19 protein-coding genes are annotated in these 21,779 nt (G+C 37.2%); 17 read left to right on the forward strand and 2 right to left on the reverse strand.

Features of this window, described 5'->3' with window-relative positions; translation table 11 throughout:
* Positions 1-396: 396 nt before the first annotated feature.
* Both AC4BAP_RS08905 and AC4BAP_RS08910 read right to left on the reverse strand, forming a co-directional pair.
* A complete protein-coding gene (locus AC4BAP_RS08905; protein ID WP_490582283.1) occupies positions 397-1,053 on the reverse strand; it encodes an HD domain-containing protein in 657 nt (218 codons plus the stop codon).
* A 41-nt stretch (positions 1,054-1,094) separates the two neighbouring features.
* Positions 1,095-1,580 carry a hypothetical protein gene (locus AC4BAP_RS08910; RefSeq protein ID WP_490582284.1) on the reverse strand — a complete coding sequence of 162 codons (486 nt, stop codon included), beginning with the start codon at positions 1,578-1,580 and terminating at the stop codon, positions 1,095-1,097.
* 113 nt (positions 1,581-1,693) lie between these two features.
* On the opposite strand from AC4BAP_RS08910, the gene AC4BAP_RS08915 reads away from it, so the two are divergent.
* The 17 genes from AC4BAP_RS08915 to AC4BAP_RS08995 all read left to right on the forward strand — a co-directional run bounded on the left by AC4BAP_RS08915 (position 1,694) and on the right by AC4BAP_RS08995 (position 21,739).
* Positions 1,694-2,527 (forward strand): DUF481 domain-containing protein, encoded by an 834-nt coding sequence (locus AC4BAP_RS08915; protein ID WP_490582285.1) that lies wholly within the window; start codon positions 1,694-1,696, stop codon positions 2,525-2,527.
* A 127-nt stretch (positions 2,528-2,654) separates the two neighbouring features.
* Positions 2,655-3,434, forward strand: coding sequence for a polysaccharide biosynthesis/export family protein (locus AC4BAP_RS08920; protein WP_490582286.1), 780 nt, complete (start codon positions 2,655-2,657; stop codon positions 3,432-3,434).
* Positions 3,435-3,469: 35 nt separating this feature from the next.
* A complete protein-coding gene (locus tag AC4BAP_RS08925) occupies positions 3,470-5,854 on the forward strand; it encodes a GumC family protein (protein WP_490582287.1) in 2,385 nt (794 codons plus the stop codon).
* A gap of 168 nt (positions 5,855-6,022) precedes the next feature.
* The gene (gene fcl, locus AC4BAP_RS08930; protein WP_490582288.1) at positions 6,023-6,970 is read left to right on the forward strand and encodes a GDP-L-fucose synthase; all 948 of its coding nucleotides are present in this window, start codon (positions 6,023-6,025) and stop codon (positions 6,968-6,970) included.
* Between the two features lie 501 nt (positions 6,971-7,471).
* Positions 7,472-8,584: a GDP-mannose 4,6-dehydratase gene (gmd, locus tag AC4BAP_RS08935; protein WP_490582289.1), complete on the forward strand. Its 1,113-nt coding sequence runs from the start codon at positions 7,472-7,474 to the stop codon at positions 8,582-8,584.
* A 123-nt stretch (positions 8,585-8,707) separates the two neighbouring features.
* Positions 8,708-9,574, forward strand: a complete 867-nt coding sequence (locus AC4BAP_RS08940) for an ABC transporter permease (RefSeq protein WP_490582290.1) — start codon at positions 8,708-8,710, stop codon at positions 9,572-9,574.
* 72 nt (positions 9,575-9,646) lie between these two features.
* Positions 9,647-10,951 carry an ABC transporter ATP-binding protein gene (locus AC4BAP_RS08945; RefSeq protein ID WP_490582291.1) on the forward strand — a complete coding sequence of 435 codons (1,305 nt, stop codon included), beginning with the start codon at positions 9,647-9,649 and terminating at the stop codon, positions 10,949-10,951.
* Between the two features lie 9 nt (positions 10,952-10,960).
* Positions 10,961-11,713, forward strand: a complete 753-nt coding sequence (locus AC4BAP_RS08950; protein WP_490582292.1) for a methyltransferase domain-containing protein — start codon at positions 10,961-10,963, stop codon at positions 11,711-11,713.
* 2 nt (positions 11,714-11,715) lie between these two features.
* Positions 11,716-12,834 carry a glycosyltransferase family 2 protein gene (locus AC4BAP_RS08955; protein WP_490582293.1) on the forward strand — a complete coding sequence of 373 codons (1,119 nt, stop codon included), beginning with the start codon at positions 11,716-11,718 and terminating at the stop codon, positions 12,832-12,834.
* Positions 12,831-14,036: a glycosyltransferase family protein gene (locus tag AC4BAP_RS08960; protein WP_490582294.1), complete on the forward strand. Its 1,206-nt coding sequence runs from the start codon at positions 12,831-12,833 to the stop codon at positions 14,034-14,036. Before AC4BAP_RS08955 ends, AC4BAP_RS08960 begins: the two co-directional genes overlap by 4 nt.
* On the forward strand, positions 14,030-14,674 hold the full coding sequence (locus AC4BAP_RS08965) for a class I SAM-dependent methyltransferase (RefSeq protein WP_490582295.1): 645 nt from the start codon (positions 14,030-14,032) through the stop codon (positions 14,672-14,674). The genes AC4BAP_RS08960 and AC4BAP_RS08965 overlap by 7 nt, the downstream gene beginning before the upstream one ends.
* Entirely contained in the window at positions 14,664-15,662 is a 999-nt protein-coding gene (locus AC4BAP_RS08970; RefSeq protein ID WP_490582296.1) for a glycosyltransferase family 2 protein, read from the forward strand. The genes AC4BAP_RS08965 and AC4BAP_RS08970 overlap by 11 nt, the downstream gene beginning before the upstream one ends.
* 55 nt (positions 15,663-15,717) lie before the next feature.
* Positions 15,718-16,521 carry a glycosyltransferase family 2 protein gene (locus AC4BAP_RS08975; RefSeq protein WP_490582297.1) on the forward strand — a complete coding sequence of 268 codons (804 nt, stop codon included), beginning with the start codon at positions 15,718-15,720 and terminating at the stop codon, positions 16,519-16,521.
* Positions 16,522-16,565: 44 nt separating this feature from the next.
* Positions 16,566-17,717: a glycosyltransferase family 4 protein gene (locus AC4BAP_RS08980; protein ID WP_490582298.1), complete on the forward strand. Its 1,152-nt coding sequence runs from the start codon at positions 16,566-16,568 to the stop codon at positions 17,715-17,717.
* A gap of 22 nt (positions 17,718-17,739) precedes the next feature.
* Positions 17,740-19,560, forward strand: a complete 1,821-nt coding sequence (asnB, locus tag AC4BAP_RS08985; RefSeq protein WP_490582299.1) for an asparagine synthase (glutamine-hydrolyzing) — start codon at positions 17,740-17,742, stop codon at positions 19,558-19,560.
* Positions 19,506-20,501, forward strand: coding sequence for a glycosyltransferase family 2 protein (locus tag AC4BAP_RS08990; RefSeq protein WP_490582300.1), 996 nt, complete (start codon positions 19,506-19,508; stop codon positions 20,499-20,501). Before asnB ends, AC4BAP_RS08990 begins: the two co-directional genes overlap by 55 nt.
* Positions 20,501-21,739, forward strand: coding sequence for a glycosyltransferase (locus AC4BAP_RS08995; RefSeq protein ID WP_490582301.1), 1,239 nt, complete (start codon positions 20,501-20,503; stop codon positions 21,737-21,739). Before AC4BAP_RS08990 ends, AC4BAP_RS08995 begins: the two co-directional genes overlap by 1 nt.
* Positions 21,740-21,779: the final 40 nt, after the last annotated feature.

A 21,779-nucleotide genomic window follows, 5' to 3' on the forward strand; every position in this document is an offset into this window, starting at 1 on the left:
TGGATTGCAAATCCAATTGTATAGCAAGTCACGGATCACAGATCCGCGCCAGCAAAATGTAAAATGAAACGACCCTGCTCCGAGGAGGAGATTTTAGCTCGTGGATGAAATTCTGCTCTTGCAGACTAGCCAAAACGTGAGTTTTGAGCTAGCGAGCGTAGCTCTCAGGGGTGTGTTTGCACCTGCCTGGTTTATCATATATCGCAACTTGAGGTAACTATATAATCTTATAGTTTCAAAGTAAAGCTATGTAGAAACGATGACTCGAGCTACAAGCTCGCGCCAGCAAATTCGGATAATTCCACTTATACTTATTCTCTCGCAAGTCAGACTTATAATAGCATAGCAAACAAGACGCAAAGTATTGCGTCTCTACAAACTGACAACAATCAACAATCAAACCGCTTCCCACTCCTTGTAAAACTGATCCAGGAACTCCACCATGTACTGGTGTCGCTGCTCTGCCATCTGGCGTGCAGTAGGGGTATGCATGCGTTCCTTTAGTAATAAAAGCTTTTCATAGAAATGATTTATGGTAGGGGTGGTGCTGGACTTGTAGGCCTCAAAATTACTGTGCATCTCTGGCTTGATCTCAGGGTTATATAGTTCGCGATTTTTATGGCCACCGTAGGCAAATGTTCTGGCAATGCCGATGGCGCCTATGGCATCCAGTCTGTCGGCATCCTGCACAATTTGGCCTTCGATACTTTGCATCTCCGAAGATGTGCCGGCTCCCTTAAAGGAAAGGTCACGGATAATGGTGCAAACATGCTGTATATCAGCTTCTGATACGTGATGTGCTTCCAGCCACTCCCTTGCCATGCGTGGCCCTACTGTTTCGTCACCGTTATGGAATTTATGGTCGCCGAGGTCATGCAGCAAAGCCGCCAGTTCAACTACAAACAGGTTGGCGGCAGTTTCTGAGCGGGCTATACTTTGGGCATTTTTCCAGACGCGGTACACATGCCACCAGTCATGCCCGGAGCCTTCACCAGACATGCGTTCTTTCACATAGGCTTCCGTTTTACTGATGATGGAATCGTTGGTATGCATTAGGCTTTCTTTTGTATAGCCCAAAACTCCGCATTTATTTTTTAAGCATCAAGCAATGATTTCTTGTTGCTTGCAACCGCCTCTTCCAACTCAGGCAGCGTTACTTCCTCCAGCAATTGTTTTTCCAGCAGATCGGCCCAGGTTCGGAGGTACAGCACCACATCGTCACGCACGTTATGTTTTATGTATCTCCTGGAAGGTGGTAGGGCATCCAGCACTTCCCTGGATTTCAGGCGCTCCAGGTTTTCCAGGTCTTCGCGGGTAAAGCCGGTTTCGAGCATTTTATCAATCACTTCATCGAGGGGTAAACCGCTTTGCGGGCAATAATCGCGCAGCTGCTCAGACCAGTCTCCGTAGCGCAGCATGGCCGCTTTGTGTATATCTGCCTTGTTATGGCGGGTTATGGTTTGTGCCAGATGTCCGCAGTTACAACTACCCATGTGGCCCCACTGGTAAGGTGCCCCGTTTTTTATACGACTGGCAGTTTCTCGCAGCACTTGTATAATCTTTATTGAACTTCTTGCCATAGTATTGTAGATTTGCTATTTAAGAATTGTCGGGTGTTACGTCTTTATACGCGAACCAGGTCTATAAATAATCAACATGCCCGGACAGCCATTGTTTGTCTTTAGCTTTAGTAATGCCAACCTTCAAATCATACTTTTCATGCCTTATTTTAACGATTGTGCTCCTTTTGGCAGGGCAGGAGTCATGTGCCCAGATCCTCAACATCGAACGTGCCCGGATCAGCCGTGACACCAGCAATTACTTTACAGGTAAGGCAGGGCTTAACTTTTCGATGTTTAACCGGAATGCCGGCAAAAACAACCCGAACAACTACCTGCAGCTAACTTTTAACGGCGATCTGGCGTACATCTCGGGCAAACACAGTTACCTGCTTTTGAATTACTACAACTACCTACTGGTAAACTACGACTCGCGTGAACAGCGCAATACCGTGGCCAGCACCGGATACTCACACCTTCGCGCAAACTTTTTCCGCGCCCGTAAACTTTCCTATGAGCTTTTTGCCCAAGCCCAGGCCGACAAAGCCCGCGGCCTTGAGTTTAGAAGCCTGCTGGGGGGAGGCCTGCGGCTGGCCATACTTCGTGGCCAGGATGTTACTTTATACTTTGGCACCGGACTTATGCACGAACACGAGGAGTGGGAGAATCCGGAGCAGGACCAGCGGCTGGTAGTGTCGGACCTCCTGAAAGCAACCAATTATTTTAGCGCCAAGGCAAAACTAAGCGAGCATGTAAGCACAGATGGCATCGTTTACTACCAGGTTGGCTACGACGATACAATTGATGATTTCCGGAATCGGGTAAGCGGGGATGTATCGCTAAATTTCAAAGTCAACAGCAAATTCTCTTTCCGGACAAACTTTAACTGTGTGTTTGAGGATGAGCCGATTGTGCCCGTTACGAAGTTCGTTTATGCTATCTCGAACGGAATAACGTTTAATTTTTAATGCAAATTATTTCCGATTTAACGTAGCTTGCTATTAAATTACACAATAAAATGCCTAATTTGTACTTTGTAAATCGGGCAGACGCCAAAAAAGCTACGAGAACTATTTAAACTGAACAGATACCCAAATGCGCAAATCCCTTATCGCATTTTATACTTTAATTACTCTGGCCTGCCTCGCTTCCTGTGTGCCGCAGAAGAAGGTTATACTTTTGCAGGAAAACCCCGAAGTAAAGAACCAGGTCAATGCCGACGTTTTACTCAAAACCTATGATCTGAAACAGCCGGTTTATACATTGCAACCGGGGGATGTGCTTTCGCTGAAAGTGCAGAGTACTACGCCCAGCGAGTACAATTTTCTGAGTACAGGTGTAGTAAGTGCTGGCGGCGATCCTGTGTTGGAAGGGTATACCCTGGATGCGGAAGGAAACATGGTATTGCCAGTAGTTGGTAAAGTAAAGCTAAGTGGTTTAAGTATGCCGGATGCGCGTATAAAGTTAACAGATGCACTGCAGCCTTACCTGAAAGAACCAACTGTAAACCTGCGCCTACTCACGTTCCGTTATACCATTATCGGGGAAACCGGCGGACAGGGACAGTACACGACGTACCAGGATAATATAAACCTGCTGGAGGCAATTGCCAATGCCGGAGGTTTTACCCCATACTCAAACAGGGGAAGTATAAAACTAATCCGCTACGAGAATGGCCAGGCAAAGCTTTATAAGTTCAGTTTACTGGATGATAATGTGCTGGCCATGTCTAACTTTTATTTAAAGCCCAACGATACGATCGTGCTGGACCCACTGCCGGCAAAGTATTTCAGGGAGAACGTGGTAGCCAATGTCGGACTAACTCTATCCGTTTTTACGACCTTGCTACTCCTTGTTGATCGATATTTATTATAAAAGCTGCATCTGTGTTGATTTAAATCTTTAGGATTTTGGAGAAGAAGAACATACAAGACAATGGCATAGATGTGATGAAGCTGGTGGGCAAGGTTTTGTCCTACTGGTACTTTATACTTGCCTCTGTCATTATAGCGCTTATCATCGCCTTCCTGGTAAACAGGTATACCATTCCGCTGTACGAGGTAAGGTCTTCGGTCATGATCACGGAACCGGTAAAAGAGGGGGCCTCAGCAGCGGCTATCATTTATGGTGAAGATCTGTTTAGGGGTTCCAAAAGCTTGTCTAACGAGACACTGGTGCTTAAAACGGCCGACCTGGCCCTTCAAACACTGCAAAAGCTGGACTTTGAGGTTTCCTATTACCAAGAGGGAAATGTAAAGCTTACCGAAGTATACAATACGTTGTCTCCGATCCAGGTTTTACCCGATACCTCATCAGCTTTAATACCTTATGGTGTTATGTTCCGGGTCGACTTTATTGATCCAAATTCCTTTAAGTTGATAACCGAAAATATCGACTGGAATAATAGTGTTAAAGATAAGGTTTTCAGAGCTGGCAAAAAGCAAACAGTAAACGGATTCAGTTTTACTTTAAATGTACTTTCTGAGGGTATCATGCAGATGCCCAACCAGCTGCTGTTTACGATCAATGATATTGAGGCGCTGGCAGGCTATTATGCCGGCGCACTCGACGTATCGCCTTATGCACCCGGTACTTCCGCGCTTACACTTAAACTAACGGGCACCACGCCGGCCAAAGACGTAGATTTTCTGAACGCACACATGGAAACCTACCGTCAGAACAACCTTGCTGTTAAGAACACCAATGCCGTTAATACCCTGAACTTTATTGATGATCAGTTGCAGCAGATCAGTGATTCGCTATACTTTATTGAATCAAGGCTCGAGGCCTTTAAACAGCGCAATGCCGCCCTGGACCTGAGTAGCGAGGGAGGAAAACTGGCCTCTGAGATCCAGGCATTTGAGAAAGAGAAGGCCGTTTTACTGATCAACGAGAAGTATTACCAGTACCTTCGCGACTATTTCAGGAAAGGGCGTGAAGATGAGGCCGTTATTGCACCGTCTAATCTTGGTATCTCTGATCCGGTCCTGAATGGCGCAATCAGTAAGATCATTGAGTTGCAGGCTGAAATATCTGTCATAAAGGAAAACTCAAAAGCTGCCAATCCATTGGTGGCCGACGAATTGAAAGTAAAAAGGCAGCAGCTGAACGAACTGAAAGCTGTTTTGCTGGAGAATCTGTCCAGTATCGAAAACGCCAATGCCATTGCACTTCGTGATCTTAACAGGAGAGTAGCTACTGCCACGGCCTCTTTAAAGCAATTACCGACTGCCGAGCGCCAGTTGATCAATATACAGAGGCTATATAACCTCAGCGAAAACCTGTATGTGTTCCTGATGGAAAAAAGGGCAGAGGTAGGCATTACCAAATCTGCGAATACCTCCGACGTTACCATTCTGAGTGATGCCTGGGTATCGGCGCCAATTACGCCTACCAAAACCAAAAACTACATGGTAGCCCTGTTATTGGGCCTGGCACTGCCAATAGGCCTGATCTTTTTAAAGGATCTGCTCAATAATAAAATAAGCACATCAGAAGACGTCCAAAAGCTTACCACGCTGCCCATACTTGGTATGGTGGGACACAATAAAAAAGAAAACAAGAACCTGATCGATCAAAGCCCTAAATCCGCTTTGTCTGAAGCATTCAGAACAGTCCGTTCCAACCTGCGCTTCATGACGAACAATGAAACAGAACAGGGTAAGATCTTTGTGATTACCTCCTCCATCAGCGGAGAGGGCAAAACATTTTCTGCCAAAAACCTGGCTTATATCTTCGCCATTTCCGGTGAACGCACCATCCTGATCAATGCCGATATGCGTAAGCCGAACAACAACACCGATTTTGGCGTAAGCAGCGGTATTGGTTTAAGTAACTACCTGGCCGGATACGCTGGCCTGGAAGAGGTCATCCATACAACCATACAGGAAGGCCTGGATATTCTGCCATCCGGAGATATACCGCCAAATCCATCCGAGTTGCTCTTAAATAAACGCATGAGTTTCCTGATAGAGGAGCTAAAGCGCAGATACGACTATATTATTTTAGACACGCCACCGGTTGGTATCTTATCCGATGGCCTTGAGTTGATGCAACTGGCTGATGCCAATATCTTCATGATTCGCCAGGACTACACGTTAAAAAGCTTCGTTACAAGTATACAGCAGCAGTATGAAGCCGGCAAAATAAAGAACACCGCCATTTTGTTCAACGACGTGGACTTCAAGAAGCTCAATTACGGCTACGGCTACGGCTATGGATACGGCTATGGCTACGGTTATTATGCAGAAGATAACCAGGAGAGACCCTGGTGGAAGAAACTGACGCGGGTGTGATACCTCCCCCTGCCCCCTCCTAAAAACAGGAGGGGGTGTAGATTACTGAAGGGAAATGATTCCCCTCTGGGGGTAGGGGCCGTCTTTAAAGAGAGGGGCAGGGGTGTGTTAATCGCAACTTGAGTTAACTTTAAAAGAATTAAACACAATAGAGTACATATACTAACTATGGAATTAAACGCTAAGATATATGTAGCCGGGCATAGAGGGATGGTAGGTTCTGCCATTGTTCGCAAACTTAGAAGCAACGGCTATAGCAATATCATCACCCGAACATCTTCCGAACTGGACCTCCGGAACCAGCAGGCGGTTAATGAATTCTTTGCAGTTGAAAAGCCGGATTACGTTTTCCTGGCGGCGGCTAAGGTAGGAGGGATACAGGCCAATAATATTTACCGTGCCGAATTCCTGTATGATAACCTGATGATTGAAGCCAATATCATACATGCTGCTTACCTGCAACAGGTTACCAAGCTTATGTTCCTGGGCTCGTCATGCATCTATCCTAAATTGGCACCGCAGCCTTTAAAGGAAGAGTACCTGCTAACAGGACCACTGGAGCAGACCAACGAGCCTTATGCCATTGCAAAGATCGCTGGCATCAAGCTTTGCGAAGCTTACCGTGACCAGTATGGCTGTAATTTTATCAGTGTGATGCCTACGAATTTGTATGGCTTTAACGATAATTACGACCTGAACAACTCGCATGTGCTTCCTGCCCTGATCCGTAAATTTCATGAGGCCAAGGAAAGCAATGCTAAAGAAGTTGTAGTATGGGGCACCGGCAGCCCGAAACGTGAATTTCTGTTTGCCGACGATCTGGCAGAAGCCTGCGTATATCTGATGGAACATTACAACGAGAGGGAACTGGTTAACATTGGCACCGGCGAAGATATCTCGATCAAAGAATTGGCCATGCTTGTGAAAGAGGTGATTGGCTTTGAAGGAGAGATCACATTTGATACAACTAAACCTGATGGAACACCACGTAAACTAATGGATGTGAGTAAGCTGCATAGCACTGGCTTCAGGCATAAAGTAGAACTGCGGGAAGGTATTGCCCTGGCTTATGCTGATTTCAGGGAGAAGTACCCCTCCCCAGCCCTCCCCATTTAAAGAGGGCACTAACCCCCATAACAGGGGGGAGTTAAATAATATGCGCTCTTTTGTCATTACTTGCTATGGTTCGAAATGATAAAGAGAAGTTGTCATCTCGAACAGAGTGTGAAATATGAAGTGCTAACCGCAAAATGGTTTCAGATTTTTCGCTGGTGCTTGAAAGAACATTACACTAGTTGCTCTTCTGGATTTGTAATCCAGAAGTACATACTACCAGGATTTTCAACCCGGTGTTCTGCTATAGCGCATCTGTTGGCAAAGTAGAAAATCGGATCACAGATCCTGATAATAACATACTTTCGGATTGCAAATCCGAAATAGCAGAAGTAATGACAGTAGATGAATTCCCCTCTTGCAGACTAGCCATAAAGAAAGTTTTGAGCTAGCGAGCGTAGCTCTAGGGGTGTGTAAATAAAAATCAATAACTTACAGAAACTTATCCATTTTTTTTAAGTATAAGCCTCTGTATATATAAATTTTACTATTAACAGAATTACCATGAAAACAGCCCTTATAACCGGTGTAACCGGACAAGATGGAGCTTATTTAGCAGAACTACTTTTAAGCAAGGGATATAAAGTACACGGTGTGAAGCGCAGAAGCTCTTTGTTCAATACCGAGCGTATCGATCACCTGTACCAGGACCCGCACGAGAAGAACATTAACTTTAAACTGCACTACGGCGACCTGACTGACTCCACTAACCTGATCCGGATTATCCAGGAAACGCAGCCGGACGAGATCTATAACCTGGCTGCTATGAGCCACGTGAAGGTAAGCTTCGATACGCCGGAGTATACGGCCAATGCCGACGGTTTAGGTACGCTTCGTATACTGGAGGCGGTGCGCATACTTGGGCTGACCGAGAAAACCAAGATCTACCAGGCATCTACTTCTGAGCTTTATGGTTTAGTACAGGCTGTGCCGCAATCAGAATCCACACCATTCTACCCGCGCTCGCCTTATGCCGTGGCTAAACTGTATGCCTACTGGATCACGGTGAACTACCGCGAAGCTTATAACATGTTTGCCTGCAACGGTATTCTGTTCAACCACGAGTCCCCGCTGCGAGGCGAAACTTTTGTTACCCGTAAAATTACTCGTGCCGCAGCCCGTATTGCAATGGGGTTACAGGACAAACTTTACTTGGGTAACCTGGATGCCAAACGCGACTGGGGCCATGCCAAAGACTACGTAGAGGCCATGTGGCTGATCCTGCAGCAGGATAAACCGGAAGACTTCGTAATCGCTACTGGTGTTACCACTACTGTGCGCGATTTCGTTAAAATGTCTTTTGCAGAAGTTGGCGTTGACATCGAGTTCAAAGGCGAGGGTGTAGAGGAAAAAGGGTATGTAGCAGCTTGCAATAACCCTGAGTATCAGATAGAGATAGGAAAAGAAGTGGTTTGTGTAGATCCTAACTATTTCAGACCTACTGAGGTTGAGTTGCTGATTGGTGATCCTACTAAGTCTAATACTAAACTAGGCTGGAAACCGAAGTATGATCTTGCAGCGCTGGTGAAAGATATGATGCAATCGGATCTGGAGTTATTTAAGCGTGATACCTACCTGATGGAAGGTGGGCATAGAGTATTAAATTATCATGAATAAAAATTAAAAAAAATAAATTATGGGAGTCTTTTCTTAAAGACTTGTATCTTTATAAGGCAAAGCTTGTGCAATTTTTAATTCACTAGTTTTGCCTTATTTTTTTGTTTACTAGCAAATAGTGTTATGAGCATTCAATTGAGTGATGAAGATAAATGGGACTTAGTTATTGAGCCTAAAAGCCGTTTATTTGAACTAAAACTAAAAGAGGCTTTAAATTATTCCGACTTATTAATCTTATTTGTAAAACGAGACTTTAAAGCTCAATACAAACAAACTATATTAGGCCCTTTGTGGCACTTTATTCAGCCAATTTTCACAACAATTGTATTCGTTGTTGTTTTCAGTAATATCGCAGATATCCCTACCGATGGGATTCCACCTGTATTATTCTATCTTAGTGGCCTTACAATATGGAATTACTTTTCAAACTGCCTTAATTCAACTTCCAATACATTTGTAGCTAATGCAGGTATATTTGGTAAGGTATATTTTCCGAGAATTATCCTCCCACTTTCCTCTGTACTTTCTAATTTAGTTAAATTTAGTATACAGCTTTTAATGTTAGTAGCAGTATATTTATATTTTGTTATAGAAGAAGGTATGACAATCAATATTGGTTGGGGCATTTTCTTGTTACCATTGCTTTTAATTATACTTGCAGGTTTAGGCTTAGGCACTGGTATTGTTATTTCGTCTTTGACAACTAAGTATAGAGACTTTACAGTTTTAATAGGCTTTGCTGTTCAATTGTTAATGTATGCTACACCTGTTGTCTATCCTCTATCTTTCATAGGAGAGAAAAGTTATAGATGGTTTATCATATGGAACCCATTAACTCCAATTATTGAAGCTTTTAGGTTTGCCCTTTTTAGCCAAGGGACTATTTCAAATTATTCCATATTATATAGTTGCCTCTTTATGAGTGTAGTTTTATTTATAGGTCTCTTGGCTTTTACTAAAGTAGAGAAATCATTTATGGATACAGTTTAGGAATCGTAACTTTAATAATTAAAGATTTTTATACATCAATTATTTATGTTACCAATATTACATATATGATAAATGGCAGATACAGTAATTGAAATTGAAAACGTATCCAAACAGTATCGCTTAGGTGAAGTTGGCACTGGTAGTATTAAACATGATTTGAACAGATGGTGGCATCGATTAAGAGGTATGGAAGACCCTTACATGTTGATTGGTGAGGAAAATAATCGATTGGTAAAAGGGAATAGTGAATATGTTTGGGCTTTAAAAGATATAGATTTTAAAGTTTATGAAGGCGAAGCATTAGGTATTATAGGTCGTAACGGGGCAGGTAAATCCACTCTACTTAAGATTCTAAGTCGCACTACGACTCCTACAACTGGTAAAATAAAAATAAGGGGCCGATTAGCTAGTTTATTAGAAGTGGGTACAGGTTTTCATCCTGAACTAAGCGGCAGAGATAATATTTATCTTAATGGTGCAATCCTTGGGATGAATAAATTTGAAATTAATAAAAAGTTCGATGAAATTGTTGATTTTTCAGGTGTTGAACGTTACATAGATACTCCTGTTAAGCGATACTCATCAGGAATGTATGTTCGATTAGCTTTTGCAGTAGCAGCACATTTGGAGCCTGACATTCTTATTGTTGATGAAGTTTTAGCTGTTGGTGATGCAGACTTTCAAGCAAAATGCATTGGTAAAATGAGGGATGTAAGTGAAAGAATGGGCAGAACAGTTTTATTTGTAAGTCACAATCTAACAACCGTGCAAGCTCTTTGTAAACGTTCTATTTTGATGCAGAATGGATTTATTCAAGCAGATGGAAATACACAACAAATAATAAGACAATATTTAGATAAGAACAATTCAGAATCAAAAGCTAATTTAGAATCTGTTGGAGAATTTAATTTATTAACTAATGCATCAAAAGTATATTCAAACAATCACGGGCTAAAGTATGTACGAACCTTTTGTAATGGGCTTTTATCTACTACTGTATATTCTGGTGCAAAATTTTCAATTGAAATTGATTTTGAAGAAAGTAAATTAAAGTCGAACTATGTTTTGGGACTTGCAATTAGAGATCCCGACCAAAGAGTAGTTTTAGCAATAAATAATAAACATTTGGGCGTAAAACTATTTAATATTCCTACTACTGAAGGTACTTTTTTGGTTGAATTCCTGAAATTTCCACTCTATGGAGAAGGTAGATATACTGTAGATTTATATTTGGGAGATGGGATATCAGATTATGATATCATATATGATGCTTTCTATTTTGACTTACAAATGACTGATGTTTTTTTGTCAGGGACTTTATTAATTAAAGAATATAATTGCTTTTATACTGAGCAAGTAAAAATCACTAGCAAATAGTTATAATATATGTATATACATAAAACTGATGTGCATAATACTTCTGCTGCTTTAGAGGTAGTACCATTATTAATAAAGGAATTTTCTCCACAAAGTGTTCTTGATGTAGGATGTGGTATTGGTACTTGGCTTTCTGTTTTTAAGGAAAATGGTGTAGCCGATATTATCGGTATTGATGGATATTATGTGGATAAGAATTTACTGTATCAATTCATAGATGACTCTGAATTTGCTGTACATGATTTAACTAAAGCCTTTGATTTAAAAAGAAAGTTTGATTTAGTGATATCACTAGAAGTTGCTGAACATTTACCTTTGACTAGTGCTGATTCTTTTGTTACCTCAATTTGCAAGCATTCCGACACTGTTATTTTCTCAGCTGCTATACCAAATCAATGGGGGCAAAATCATATCAATGAGCAGTGGAATTCGTTTTGGGTTCATCTTTTTAAAACCAAAGGATACCAATGTTATGATGTTTTGAGGCCAGTAATTTGGGATAATGAAAATATTGAATGGTGGTACAAGCAAAATATCCTAGTTTTTTCCAGCAAAAAATATGAGAAGTGGGCGATTGCAGAAACTAAAATTGATATTATTCATAAAGAGCATTTTAATCAGAAAATACGAAGAATAGCTGACCTAGAAAAAAAAATAGTTGAATTAGAAATAGAATTAGATAATGTAAAAAATGGAAGGCAAGGTGTACATTTAGGACTTTCTGCATTTAAAAAATCAGTAATTAATAAGTTTAAATCTTGATTTTGAATAGTTTACCAATCTTATCTATTATAATAGGTTATAGAAACCGCGAAATAGAGAGAGTAAAGAATTGTCTTGAATCCATAGCTAATCAATTAATTATAAACTTTGAAGTAATCTTTATTGATTACGGAAGTAATAAGGATATCGCACATGAAATCAAGATTCTTACCCAATCGTACTCTTTTATTAATTACATTTACTCAGATACTCGTGGATGGTATTGGAACCGCGCTCATGCTTTAAACACAGGTTTGAAACAAGCCAGAGGAAAAGTAATTTTGATTGCCGATATAGATCTTATCTTTCCTCAAGAATTTATTTCTAAACTTCTAAAACTTTCTTTTGATGATTGCTTTTATACTTTTAGTTGTTATTACCTCCCTGAGAACTCGGCCCCAAATTCAATATCAAAAGAAGTAATATTAGGTTCAGAAATAAATTATGTAGGTTTATGCGCTGTATCTAGATCGCATCTACTCGCAATTTCTGGATTCGATGAATTCTATATGCATTGGGGTGGTGAGGATGATGATCTCTACGGAAGGTTGGTTGACCTAGGATGCGAATGGAAGAAAGCATCTATAGAAGATTTTCCCGTTTTACATCAATGGCATCCAGTTCAGGCACCCAAGGCTCCAACATCATGGTATCTGGAAATGGTAAGCCGATTGTACTCTTGTAAAAGAAAGTGCTCTAGTAATCTTAATAGCTTTGGTCTACTTGTAAAAACTACTGACAGAACTTTACTCAATAAAATTAATACCCATACATCATTAAAAAAGCTAGAACTTTTTCCCAATCCTACTTTTCAGTTCAATATCTTTCTAGAAAGTTTTTATAAGATGAATTCAGGTGAATATGGATATCTTGAACTAAAGATTTCTCCAGAACTCCCCAAAGGAAGAAAACAAATTTTAATTGATAGGTTAAATGAAATGTTTATTAAATACAATATTTCATATTCTATCAATAAAATCCATAGGAATAGTTCAGTTCATGATAAAGCAGTATGGGATGATTTTGTGATGTACTTTATAGGAAGGAATAGGCATTTAATAAATGACTATTTCGTAATAAATTCACATCACAAAAGAGTATTAATTATTCATAAGAAATGATTATTAAGAGGTTACGAGATAAATTTGTTAGATTTATAAATGATAATGAAAGCAAATTAATAAAGAAGAGAGCTAAAAGGTTGGGCTTTATAGTTGAAGAAACGCTTTCACCTACTATATCTGAGGTTGTTGTTTGCAATTATTTTAAAACAAATTTTAGTAAAAATGCCTTAATTTCATATGTTATTAATCCTTTTATAGGACCTATTTCTTCCAGGCATTCGAATCAACAGGAGTGCTATGTAATAGCAGAAATTTTACATGGTTTTTCTTTTAATGTTGATATTATTGATGGGACTAACAATTCTTTTAGGCCAACTAAAAAATATGATATTGTTATTGACAACCACAGCACACTTGAAAGGCTTCATGCTTATTTTGATACACACTGTATAAAATTACTTCACATAACTCATGCTCATTTGCTATACCAGAATACTGCTGAGTATAGGCGCTTATTAGAATTGCAAATAAGAAAAGGTATTAGTTTAAAACCAATAAGACATTATTTGCCTTCAAATTCTATACAATATTGTGATTTTGCAACTTGTTTAGCTTCTCAATTTACAAGCGAAACATATTCTTATGCTGGAAAAGAAATATATTATATTCCAATTACTACAAACTTTGAAATTGCAGCAAACATTAGTAGAGAATATGATGAATGTAAAAGAAGTTATTTATGGTTCGGAAATACTGGCGCAGTCTTAAAGGGATTAGATTTAGTATTAGATGCTTTTGCTTTGATGCCTGATTTTAATCTTACTGTATGTTTTCCTTTAGAAAGTGAACCAGAATTTGTGAAGGCCTATTATCACGAACTGTTTGAACTTCCTAATATCAATACAGTAGGTTGGATCGACGTCTCCTCTTTGGAGTTTATTAATTTGCTTAAAAATCACCTCTTCATTATTTATGCATCAGCTTCTGAGGGTGGCGGTGGCAGTATCATAACTTGTCTCAAAGGAGGATTAATTCCTGTTGTAACTTATCAAACAAGTATTGACATTAAAGATTTTGGAATCTTGATTGATGAATGCACTGTTGATAATATTCAAAAAATAATTTATTATGCAAGTAGTATTGATAACTCAAAATTAAAAGAGATGTCTAAAAGTGCATTCGAATATGCAGGCAGCACCCACACCATACAAAATTTTAAACTATATTTTCAATCAATATTGAAAGAAAAAATATGCTAAGGAAATTATATTATTTAGTTTATAAATTCAGATATAATTCTATTTTAAATAAAATCGCAAGTTATAAAGCGATTCAAGGATGGTTGAGCGAAAGAGAAGCCTATGGATTGTATAATATCTCCTCAAAGCTCTCAAGCAATTCTACAATAGTTGAAATAGGTAGCTGGAAAGGTAAATCTACTTTTTGTTTGGCTATGGGTTTGAAAACAGGTACTATATATGCTATTGATCCTTTCAATGCAGAAGGAGAAGAAGAAAGTATAATAGAGTACGCTAGTAAAAAGGGTCATGTACCACTGTTGGAAGAGTTTATAACTAAAATGAAACTATTAAAGGTTTTAGATAAAATTTCTATACTAAAAGGTTACTCTTTTGAGTATGTAAATTATTTAGATAAAATAGATTTTTTATTTATTGATGGTGATCATAGTATACAAGGGTGTAATTATGATTTTGAAAATTATGCTCCTAAACTTAAAAAAGGTGGATATTTAGCATTTCACGATTATTATCCAGATCGTGCAGATTTAGGCCCAACGTGGGTAATTCAGAATAAAGTTTTAAAAAGTAACTTATATGAGTTTGTAAACTTATATGACTCTCTGTGGATTGCAAAAAAGGTGAAGGATGAATCCTAAATGTAAAGTTATCTGTCTTACACCAGTAAAAAATGAAGCTTGGATTTTAGATAGTTTTCTTAAATGCACTAGCATATGGGCAGATCATATTATTATCGCAGATCAAAATTCTACAGATGGATCTAGAGAGATTGCATTGAAATATCCTAAAGTTATCTTTATTGAAAATAATAATGATAATTACGATGAACTTGAACGGCAAAATTTATTATTGAATGAAGCAAGAAAAATAAGCGGTCAAAGATTACTTGTTGCTTTAGATGCTGATGAATTCTTTACAAGTAATTTTAGAAGTCTACCAGAGTGGCAACAAATTATTAATTCAAACCCTGGTGATGCTTTTTATTTAAAATGGTTAAATGTTTCTCCAAATCTTAAGTATGGTTGGCATTCTACTGAAGCATTACCCTTCGTGCTGATGGATGATTGCAAATCTCATAAAGGTAAATTTTTACATAGTCAGAGATTGCCTATTACTAATGAGTCAACAGTAAATAAATTATCAACCATACATGTTCTACATTTTCAATATGTGTTCTGGAACAGGATGAAAAGTAAACATAGATATTACCAGTGTCTTGAAATAATTAATTATCCAGATAAACATGCTATAGATATTTATAGAATGTATCATCATATGTACACAATTACTAAGAATGAAAGGGTTTTGTTGAAGAATTCATTTTTCAATGAGTATGAAAAGGTAGGTGTCTTTTTACTAAAGCGGCCTTCTGGTAATTTATTTTGGTTTGATGTTGAGGTCTTAAAATTCTTGAGTTTTTATGGTGAAGATAAATTTAAGAAGATAGACATATGGAATATAAATTGGAAGAAAATTGCTAAAAAGTTAAATACTACCACTCCCAAAGACCCTCGATCTATTTTAGATAAACTTATACTATTGTGGTTAAAATTTACTCAAAAATATCAAAATACTCGTTTTGTTAAAAGGGTAGAACTTACTATTCGTTACAGGTTAAAATGGTAAAAATAGATTTATTACTATCTACTCTGAATATGTTATTGAATTCTTAATAGTACAAATGTATACAAGTGTACCTAAAATCTCTGTTATTACGGTTTGCTATAATGCAGCAAATTTATTGAAGAAGACTATTGAAAGTGTATTAGAACAAACTTATCCTGTATTAGAGTACATTATTGTAGATGGTGCCTCTAGTGACCATACACAAGAAGTTATTAAAGCATATGGTAAGGAAATAAATCAATTTATAAGCGAAACTGATACAGGTTTATTTGATGCAATGAACAAAGGCATCAACATCGCAACTGGAGACTTGATTGTTTTTCTCAATGCTGGAGATTATTTTGTATCTCAAGATGTTTTAGAATTTACCGTTTCTAAAATGAATTTGAAAAATGCAGATTTGTTTTTTGGCAGAATTGTTTGGAATGACCCAAGAAGCAAAGATATTGTATTATCAGACCATAGCTGTTGTAACTTTACTTGGGATTTAAAAAACAATAACTTTCCACACCCTGCCACATTCTACAAGAAAACCTTATTTAGTTTAATCGGTGTTTTTGACTTGAATTTTCCTATCGCAGCAGATTATGAATGGAATGTAAGAGCACTTGTTAAAGAGAAAGTAAAATTTCAATACATTAATATCATAGTTACTGTTTTCTTTGCAGATGGCATCTCTAATAATCCATCTCTAGCATTAAAACACAATGCGGAGTTAGACCAAATAAACAATAAGTATTACCAGCCTAAGTATGTTCATGATAAATTAAGTAAGAACTATGACTTTGCATTTCGAAATTTAGTTGAGAAAATCTTATCAAAAGCATTTCATTGTCGGCTTTCCCGTATTTATTATTAAGATAATTTCAAGCTGCTAAAACGGCTGCATCTAACTATATTTCTGTGAAGCTTTTTGTTATTCAACCCAATTTCTCAGCAAAATCTGAAGTCTGGTTATACAGAATGAATCAGATGCTTGAAAGCTACATTTGTGGAATGGCGGCTTTTTTGCATAATGAGAATGTAAACGAAAAGTATCCTGTTTTCAACTTAAATGGCAGGCGTAATACTTTTATTGAGCGTCAGTTGATACGCTTTAAATTATTAAAACTGGACAGTGGAAAAAGAATAAGTAATGAGTTGCTGCAAAGTATATTAAAATCTGGTGCCGAAAAGTTAATTGTTCACTATGCAACAACTGCACATTATCTGTGGAATGTACTAGATGAGTTAACCATTCCTATCTTTATATATGCCCATGGGTATGATATTATATGGGATCATAAAAGTAATGAAGGAGTAAAACTTCATGCAAATTCTTATGTGCAGGACATTTTAAAAATGGTAAAAAAACCCAATGTATACTTTATTGCCAATTCAACTAATACTGTTGAGAGTCTTGTTTCAATTGGGGTGCCAATAAGTAAGATAAGCAAAAAGGTTTTTGGCGTTGAAATACCTGTAATAGATCGCGATTATTCTAAAAATGAACTTAAGGTACTATATTTAGGAAGGTTTGTTGACTTTAAAGGCCCCGATATAGTGCTTGAGTCTTTTATTAAAGCCTGTGATATGGGGTTTGAAGGTTCTTTAGTTATGGCAGGAGATGGTCCGCTCAAACTTATGTGTGAAATGATTGCAAAGCGTTCTCAGTATGCAAAACGGATTACTTTTACAGGAGCTGTCACAAAAGAGCACGCTGAAAATCTTTTCAGGAGCGCGGATATTTACACTATGCATAACTCTATAGGTATCATTTCTAATGGTTATGATACTTTTGGGGTTACTTTTATTGAAGCCATGTCTTATGGGTTACCAATTATTACTGCACCGGTAGGTGGTCCTGCTGAAATTATTGAAGATGGTGTAGATGGCCTTTTTGTAAAACCAAATGATATAGATAGTCATGCAAAAGCATTTATGCAGTTGTTTTATGACAAAGAGCTTAGAAAAAAAATAGGCGTTAACGGTATAAGTAAAATTAGAATGAAGTATAGCTCAGCTATAGAGAAAAAAGAGTTGTTTGATATCCTGGGTATACCTGTTTTAAAATAGTCTTAAATTTTTATCTGAAATTATGTGTGGGATTCTTGGAGTTTTGCCTTCAATAGATAGTAACGTTTTCAAAAGATCGCTTGATAAAATTGAGCACCGGGGACCTGATGGCTTTGGTATATGGGAAGATGATTCGTTAAGAGCAACCTTAGGCCACCGACGTCTTTCTATTTTAGATCTTTCTGACAATGGAAAACAACCTATGGTTTGGCACGAACGCTATGTAATAACCTTTAATGGTGAAATTTATAATTACATCGAATTAAGGGGTGAATTAGCGAAGAAAGGTGTTAAGTTTAGAACAGAATCTGATACAGAAGTATTACTTGCTTTATATGCGGAAGAAGGACCGGACTGTTTGAAAAAATTAAATGGTATGTGGGCCTTCGTTATTTTTGATAAACAAGATAACTCTTTATTTATATCTAGAGACCGAGTGGGTAAGAAACCACTCTTTTATATTAATGATAATATAAAATTTGCCTTTGCTTCAGAAATGAAAGCATTATATGGCCTACTTGATGAAGTAAAACCCAATAGTAGGTTAGTAGAAAGAGCAAAAGTAAATATGTTTTGTTATGAATCTACAGAAGAATGTTTGATAGAAGGTATCAAACGCTTTCCTGCTGGTTCGTATGGCTACTATCGAAATTGCAAATTGAGCATCACTAAATTTTGGGAGCCCTTAGAAAATCTTATTGATGTTCCTAAGTGTTATGAAGAACAAGTAGAAATGTTCAGAGAACTATTTATTGATGCATGTAAAATTCGAATGCGTAGCGATGTGACTATCGGAACAGCCCTTAGTGGTGGTATAGATTCTAGTGCCACTATTTCTACCATGGCTCATATTTCCAGGAGTCTGAAAGGTGACTACAATAAAGATTGGCAGCATGCATATGTTGCTTCATTTCCTGGGTCTTTGTTAGATGAAACAAATGAAGCTAAAAAGGTTGCCGATAATATTAATATAAATGCTACCTTTTTAAATATAGATCCGCTAAAAGATATTGATAAATTATTTTACTACTCCTATTTATTTGAAGAGTTTTACCTAACTTCACCTATTCCATTTATACAACTATATGGTAAGATCAAAGAGAATGGCACTACTGTAACACTAGATGGACATGGTAGCGATGAATTATTTGGAGGTTATAGTTTTGACTTATATCCTAAAGTTATAGATGACTATCCTAACCCTTTCAAAATTCATGAAACGCTGCAAACTATAGTTAACTGTCAAGGTAATGACACGAAGATATCTCTAGGAAGAGTTTATTTAGAGTTTAAGAATTTAACCAAACGAAAAATTGCTGAAATTAAACTCAATGGTTTTCGGCGTGAAACTCATTTGCTTGACCATCTAAACCAACGGTTATATCAGTCTTCTTTTATAACAATTCTTCCAACACTTTTAAGGAATTACGATCGATATTCAATGATAAATGGTGTTGAAATACGAATGCCATTTTTAGATCACCGCTTAATTTCTTTTGCTTTCTCAATTCCTTCAGATTCTAAAACAAGAAATGGCTATACTAAAGCAATTGTCAGAGATGCCATGAAAGGTTTTATTCCAGACGAAATTAGAAACCAAAAAAAGAAAATAGGCTTTAATTCACCATTCACTGAATGGGTAAAAGGCCCATTGAAGCCTTGGATACTTGACCATATTGAAAGTGCTGATTTCAAAAATGCATCATTTATTAATCACAAACAAGTTGCAAATCAATTAATTAACGTAATCAACAACCAATCTGCTTCACTATTTGATGGTGAAGATGCATGGAAGTCGTTGATGCCTTATATTTGGGAAAAGTCTCTAGCATTTGCAAAATGAAATATGCTCCTGTAGTCTTATTTGTATATAACAGGCCATCCCATACACTAAAGTGTCTAGAAGCCATAGCAAGGAATAAGTTATCAGATGAGTCGGTGCTATATATATTTGCTGATGGGCCAAAATTTGGTGCGTCGCAAGAGAATATAAATGATATATATAAGACTAGGCAAATTATCAGAGAAAGGAAATGGTGTAAAGATGTTATCATTATAGAAAATGATAAAAATTTAGGCTTAGCTGAGTCTATAACAATGGGGGTAACGCAAGTTATCGATCAATTTGGAAAAGCCATAGTTTTAGAGGATGACATCGTCACATCTCCAGGATTTTTATTATATATGAATAAGGCATTAACACTATATGCTTATGATTCTAAAGTAATGCATATTTCTGCTTATTTGCCACATACTACAAATGCAGATAAATTACCTGAAACTTTCTTCTTGAGATATATGAGTTGCTGGGGATGGGCTACTTGGAAAAGGGCTTGGGATCAAATTGTTTTAGATGAGGTGTGGCTTTATGAGAATATAAAGGTTAGAAAAGATTTTGCCGCTTTTGATCTAGAGGGCTCTGTTCGCATTTTTCGACAACTAGAAGATAATATATCTGGAACTTTAAACACATGGGCGGTAAAATGGTATTCAACCATTTTCTTAAAAAACGGTTTATGCTTGTATCCTAAGAAATCTCTAGTTCAACAAATAGGTTTTGATGGCTCTGGTACTCATTGTAACTTCGATAATAGTTTAACTTACCATGTGGATGTTGCTGATGAAATATTAGTTGAAAGAATAGAACCCAAAGAAAGCAAAGTTGGAAAAAATTACCTTAAAAGATTCTATAAGTATGGTTCTGACTCTTCTATTGTTAAAAGACTGAAAATTGCCAAAAATAAAGCTGTTTTACCCTTAATAAGAGTAATTAAAAAGTATTGATGAAAATTTTACATATTTCTAAATGGGATGCTGGAGGAGCAGGTAATGCTGCATTAAGATTACATGATTCTCTTCTGAGACATGGTATTGATTCTTATTTTCTATGTTCAGTAAAATCTAATTATAGTGTAGAAAAGGTCTATGCAACTTCCCCTATAGAAAAAAAATACCCATCTTTACTTGTAAAGTTATTGAATAGAATTGATTTAGGTTATAACTATAATGAGAAACTATTTAAAAAATTAGGTAAAGTTAAAGAAGAAATAGAACTGTTTACTTCTCCTTTTTCTGATTATAGAATTCATTTACATGAACTTGTACAAGATGCTGATATAATTCATCTTCATTGGATAGCTAATTTTATTGATTATCCAACCTTCTTTGAATTAAATAATAAGCCTATAGTATGGACTTTTCATGATTTCAATCCTGATCAAGGTGGGTTCCATTTAAAATACGATAAAGATAAAACAGTTGATCCTTATGTATCCAAAATTGAAGAAGAGCTAATTAAAATAAAAAGAGATAGTTTAAAGAAAAGTAATGTAACAATAGTGTCACCATCCTTGTGGTTAAAAAAGCAACTTAAAAACAATGTGTTTCCTGAAAACACAAAAAATATTGTTATACATCACGGCATAAATGAAGATGTATATAAGCCTTATGACAAGTTATACGCTCGTGAAGTGTTAGGTATTTCGGCTAGTGAAGTTTTGTTTATTTGTGCAGCATCGAATTTAGAACGTAATGCTAAAGGATTCAAATTATTAATAAATACTTTAGATAAGCTTTATAATGACCAAAGGTTTACACTTTTAGCTGTTGGTTCCGTAAACGCTCTTACCAGACCCTATTTAAGATATACAGGCACTATCAATCAAGAATCTTTTTTAGCATTTACATATTCAGCTGCTGATGCCTTTCTTACTTCTAGTTATGAGGAATCGTTCTGCCTTAGTGCAGCAGAAGCTCTGATGTGTGGGCTTCCTGTAATTTCCACTCCTGTAGGGTTTATGGAAGAATTAATTAATAATGGTTTTAATGGCTATTTATCGTCTGGTTTTGAGGTTGATGATTTTTGTAAAGCAGTAAATGCTTTCTTGATAAATAGAAATGATTTTAATAAAGATAAAATAATTGAATTTGCAAGAGGTACACTATCCTTAGATATACAATCAAAAAAACATGTTGATCTGTATAAAAGTATTAGCTCGTTTGGGAAATCTTTTTCACAATAAATAACTTTTATCGTTCAATTTTATATTTATAATGGACAAT

The organism is Pontibacter sp. GD7, assembly GCF_058216375.1.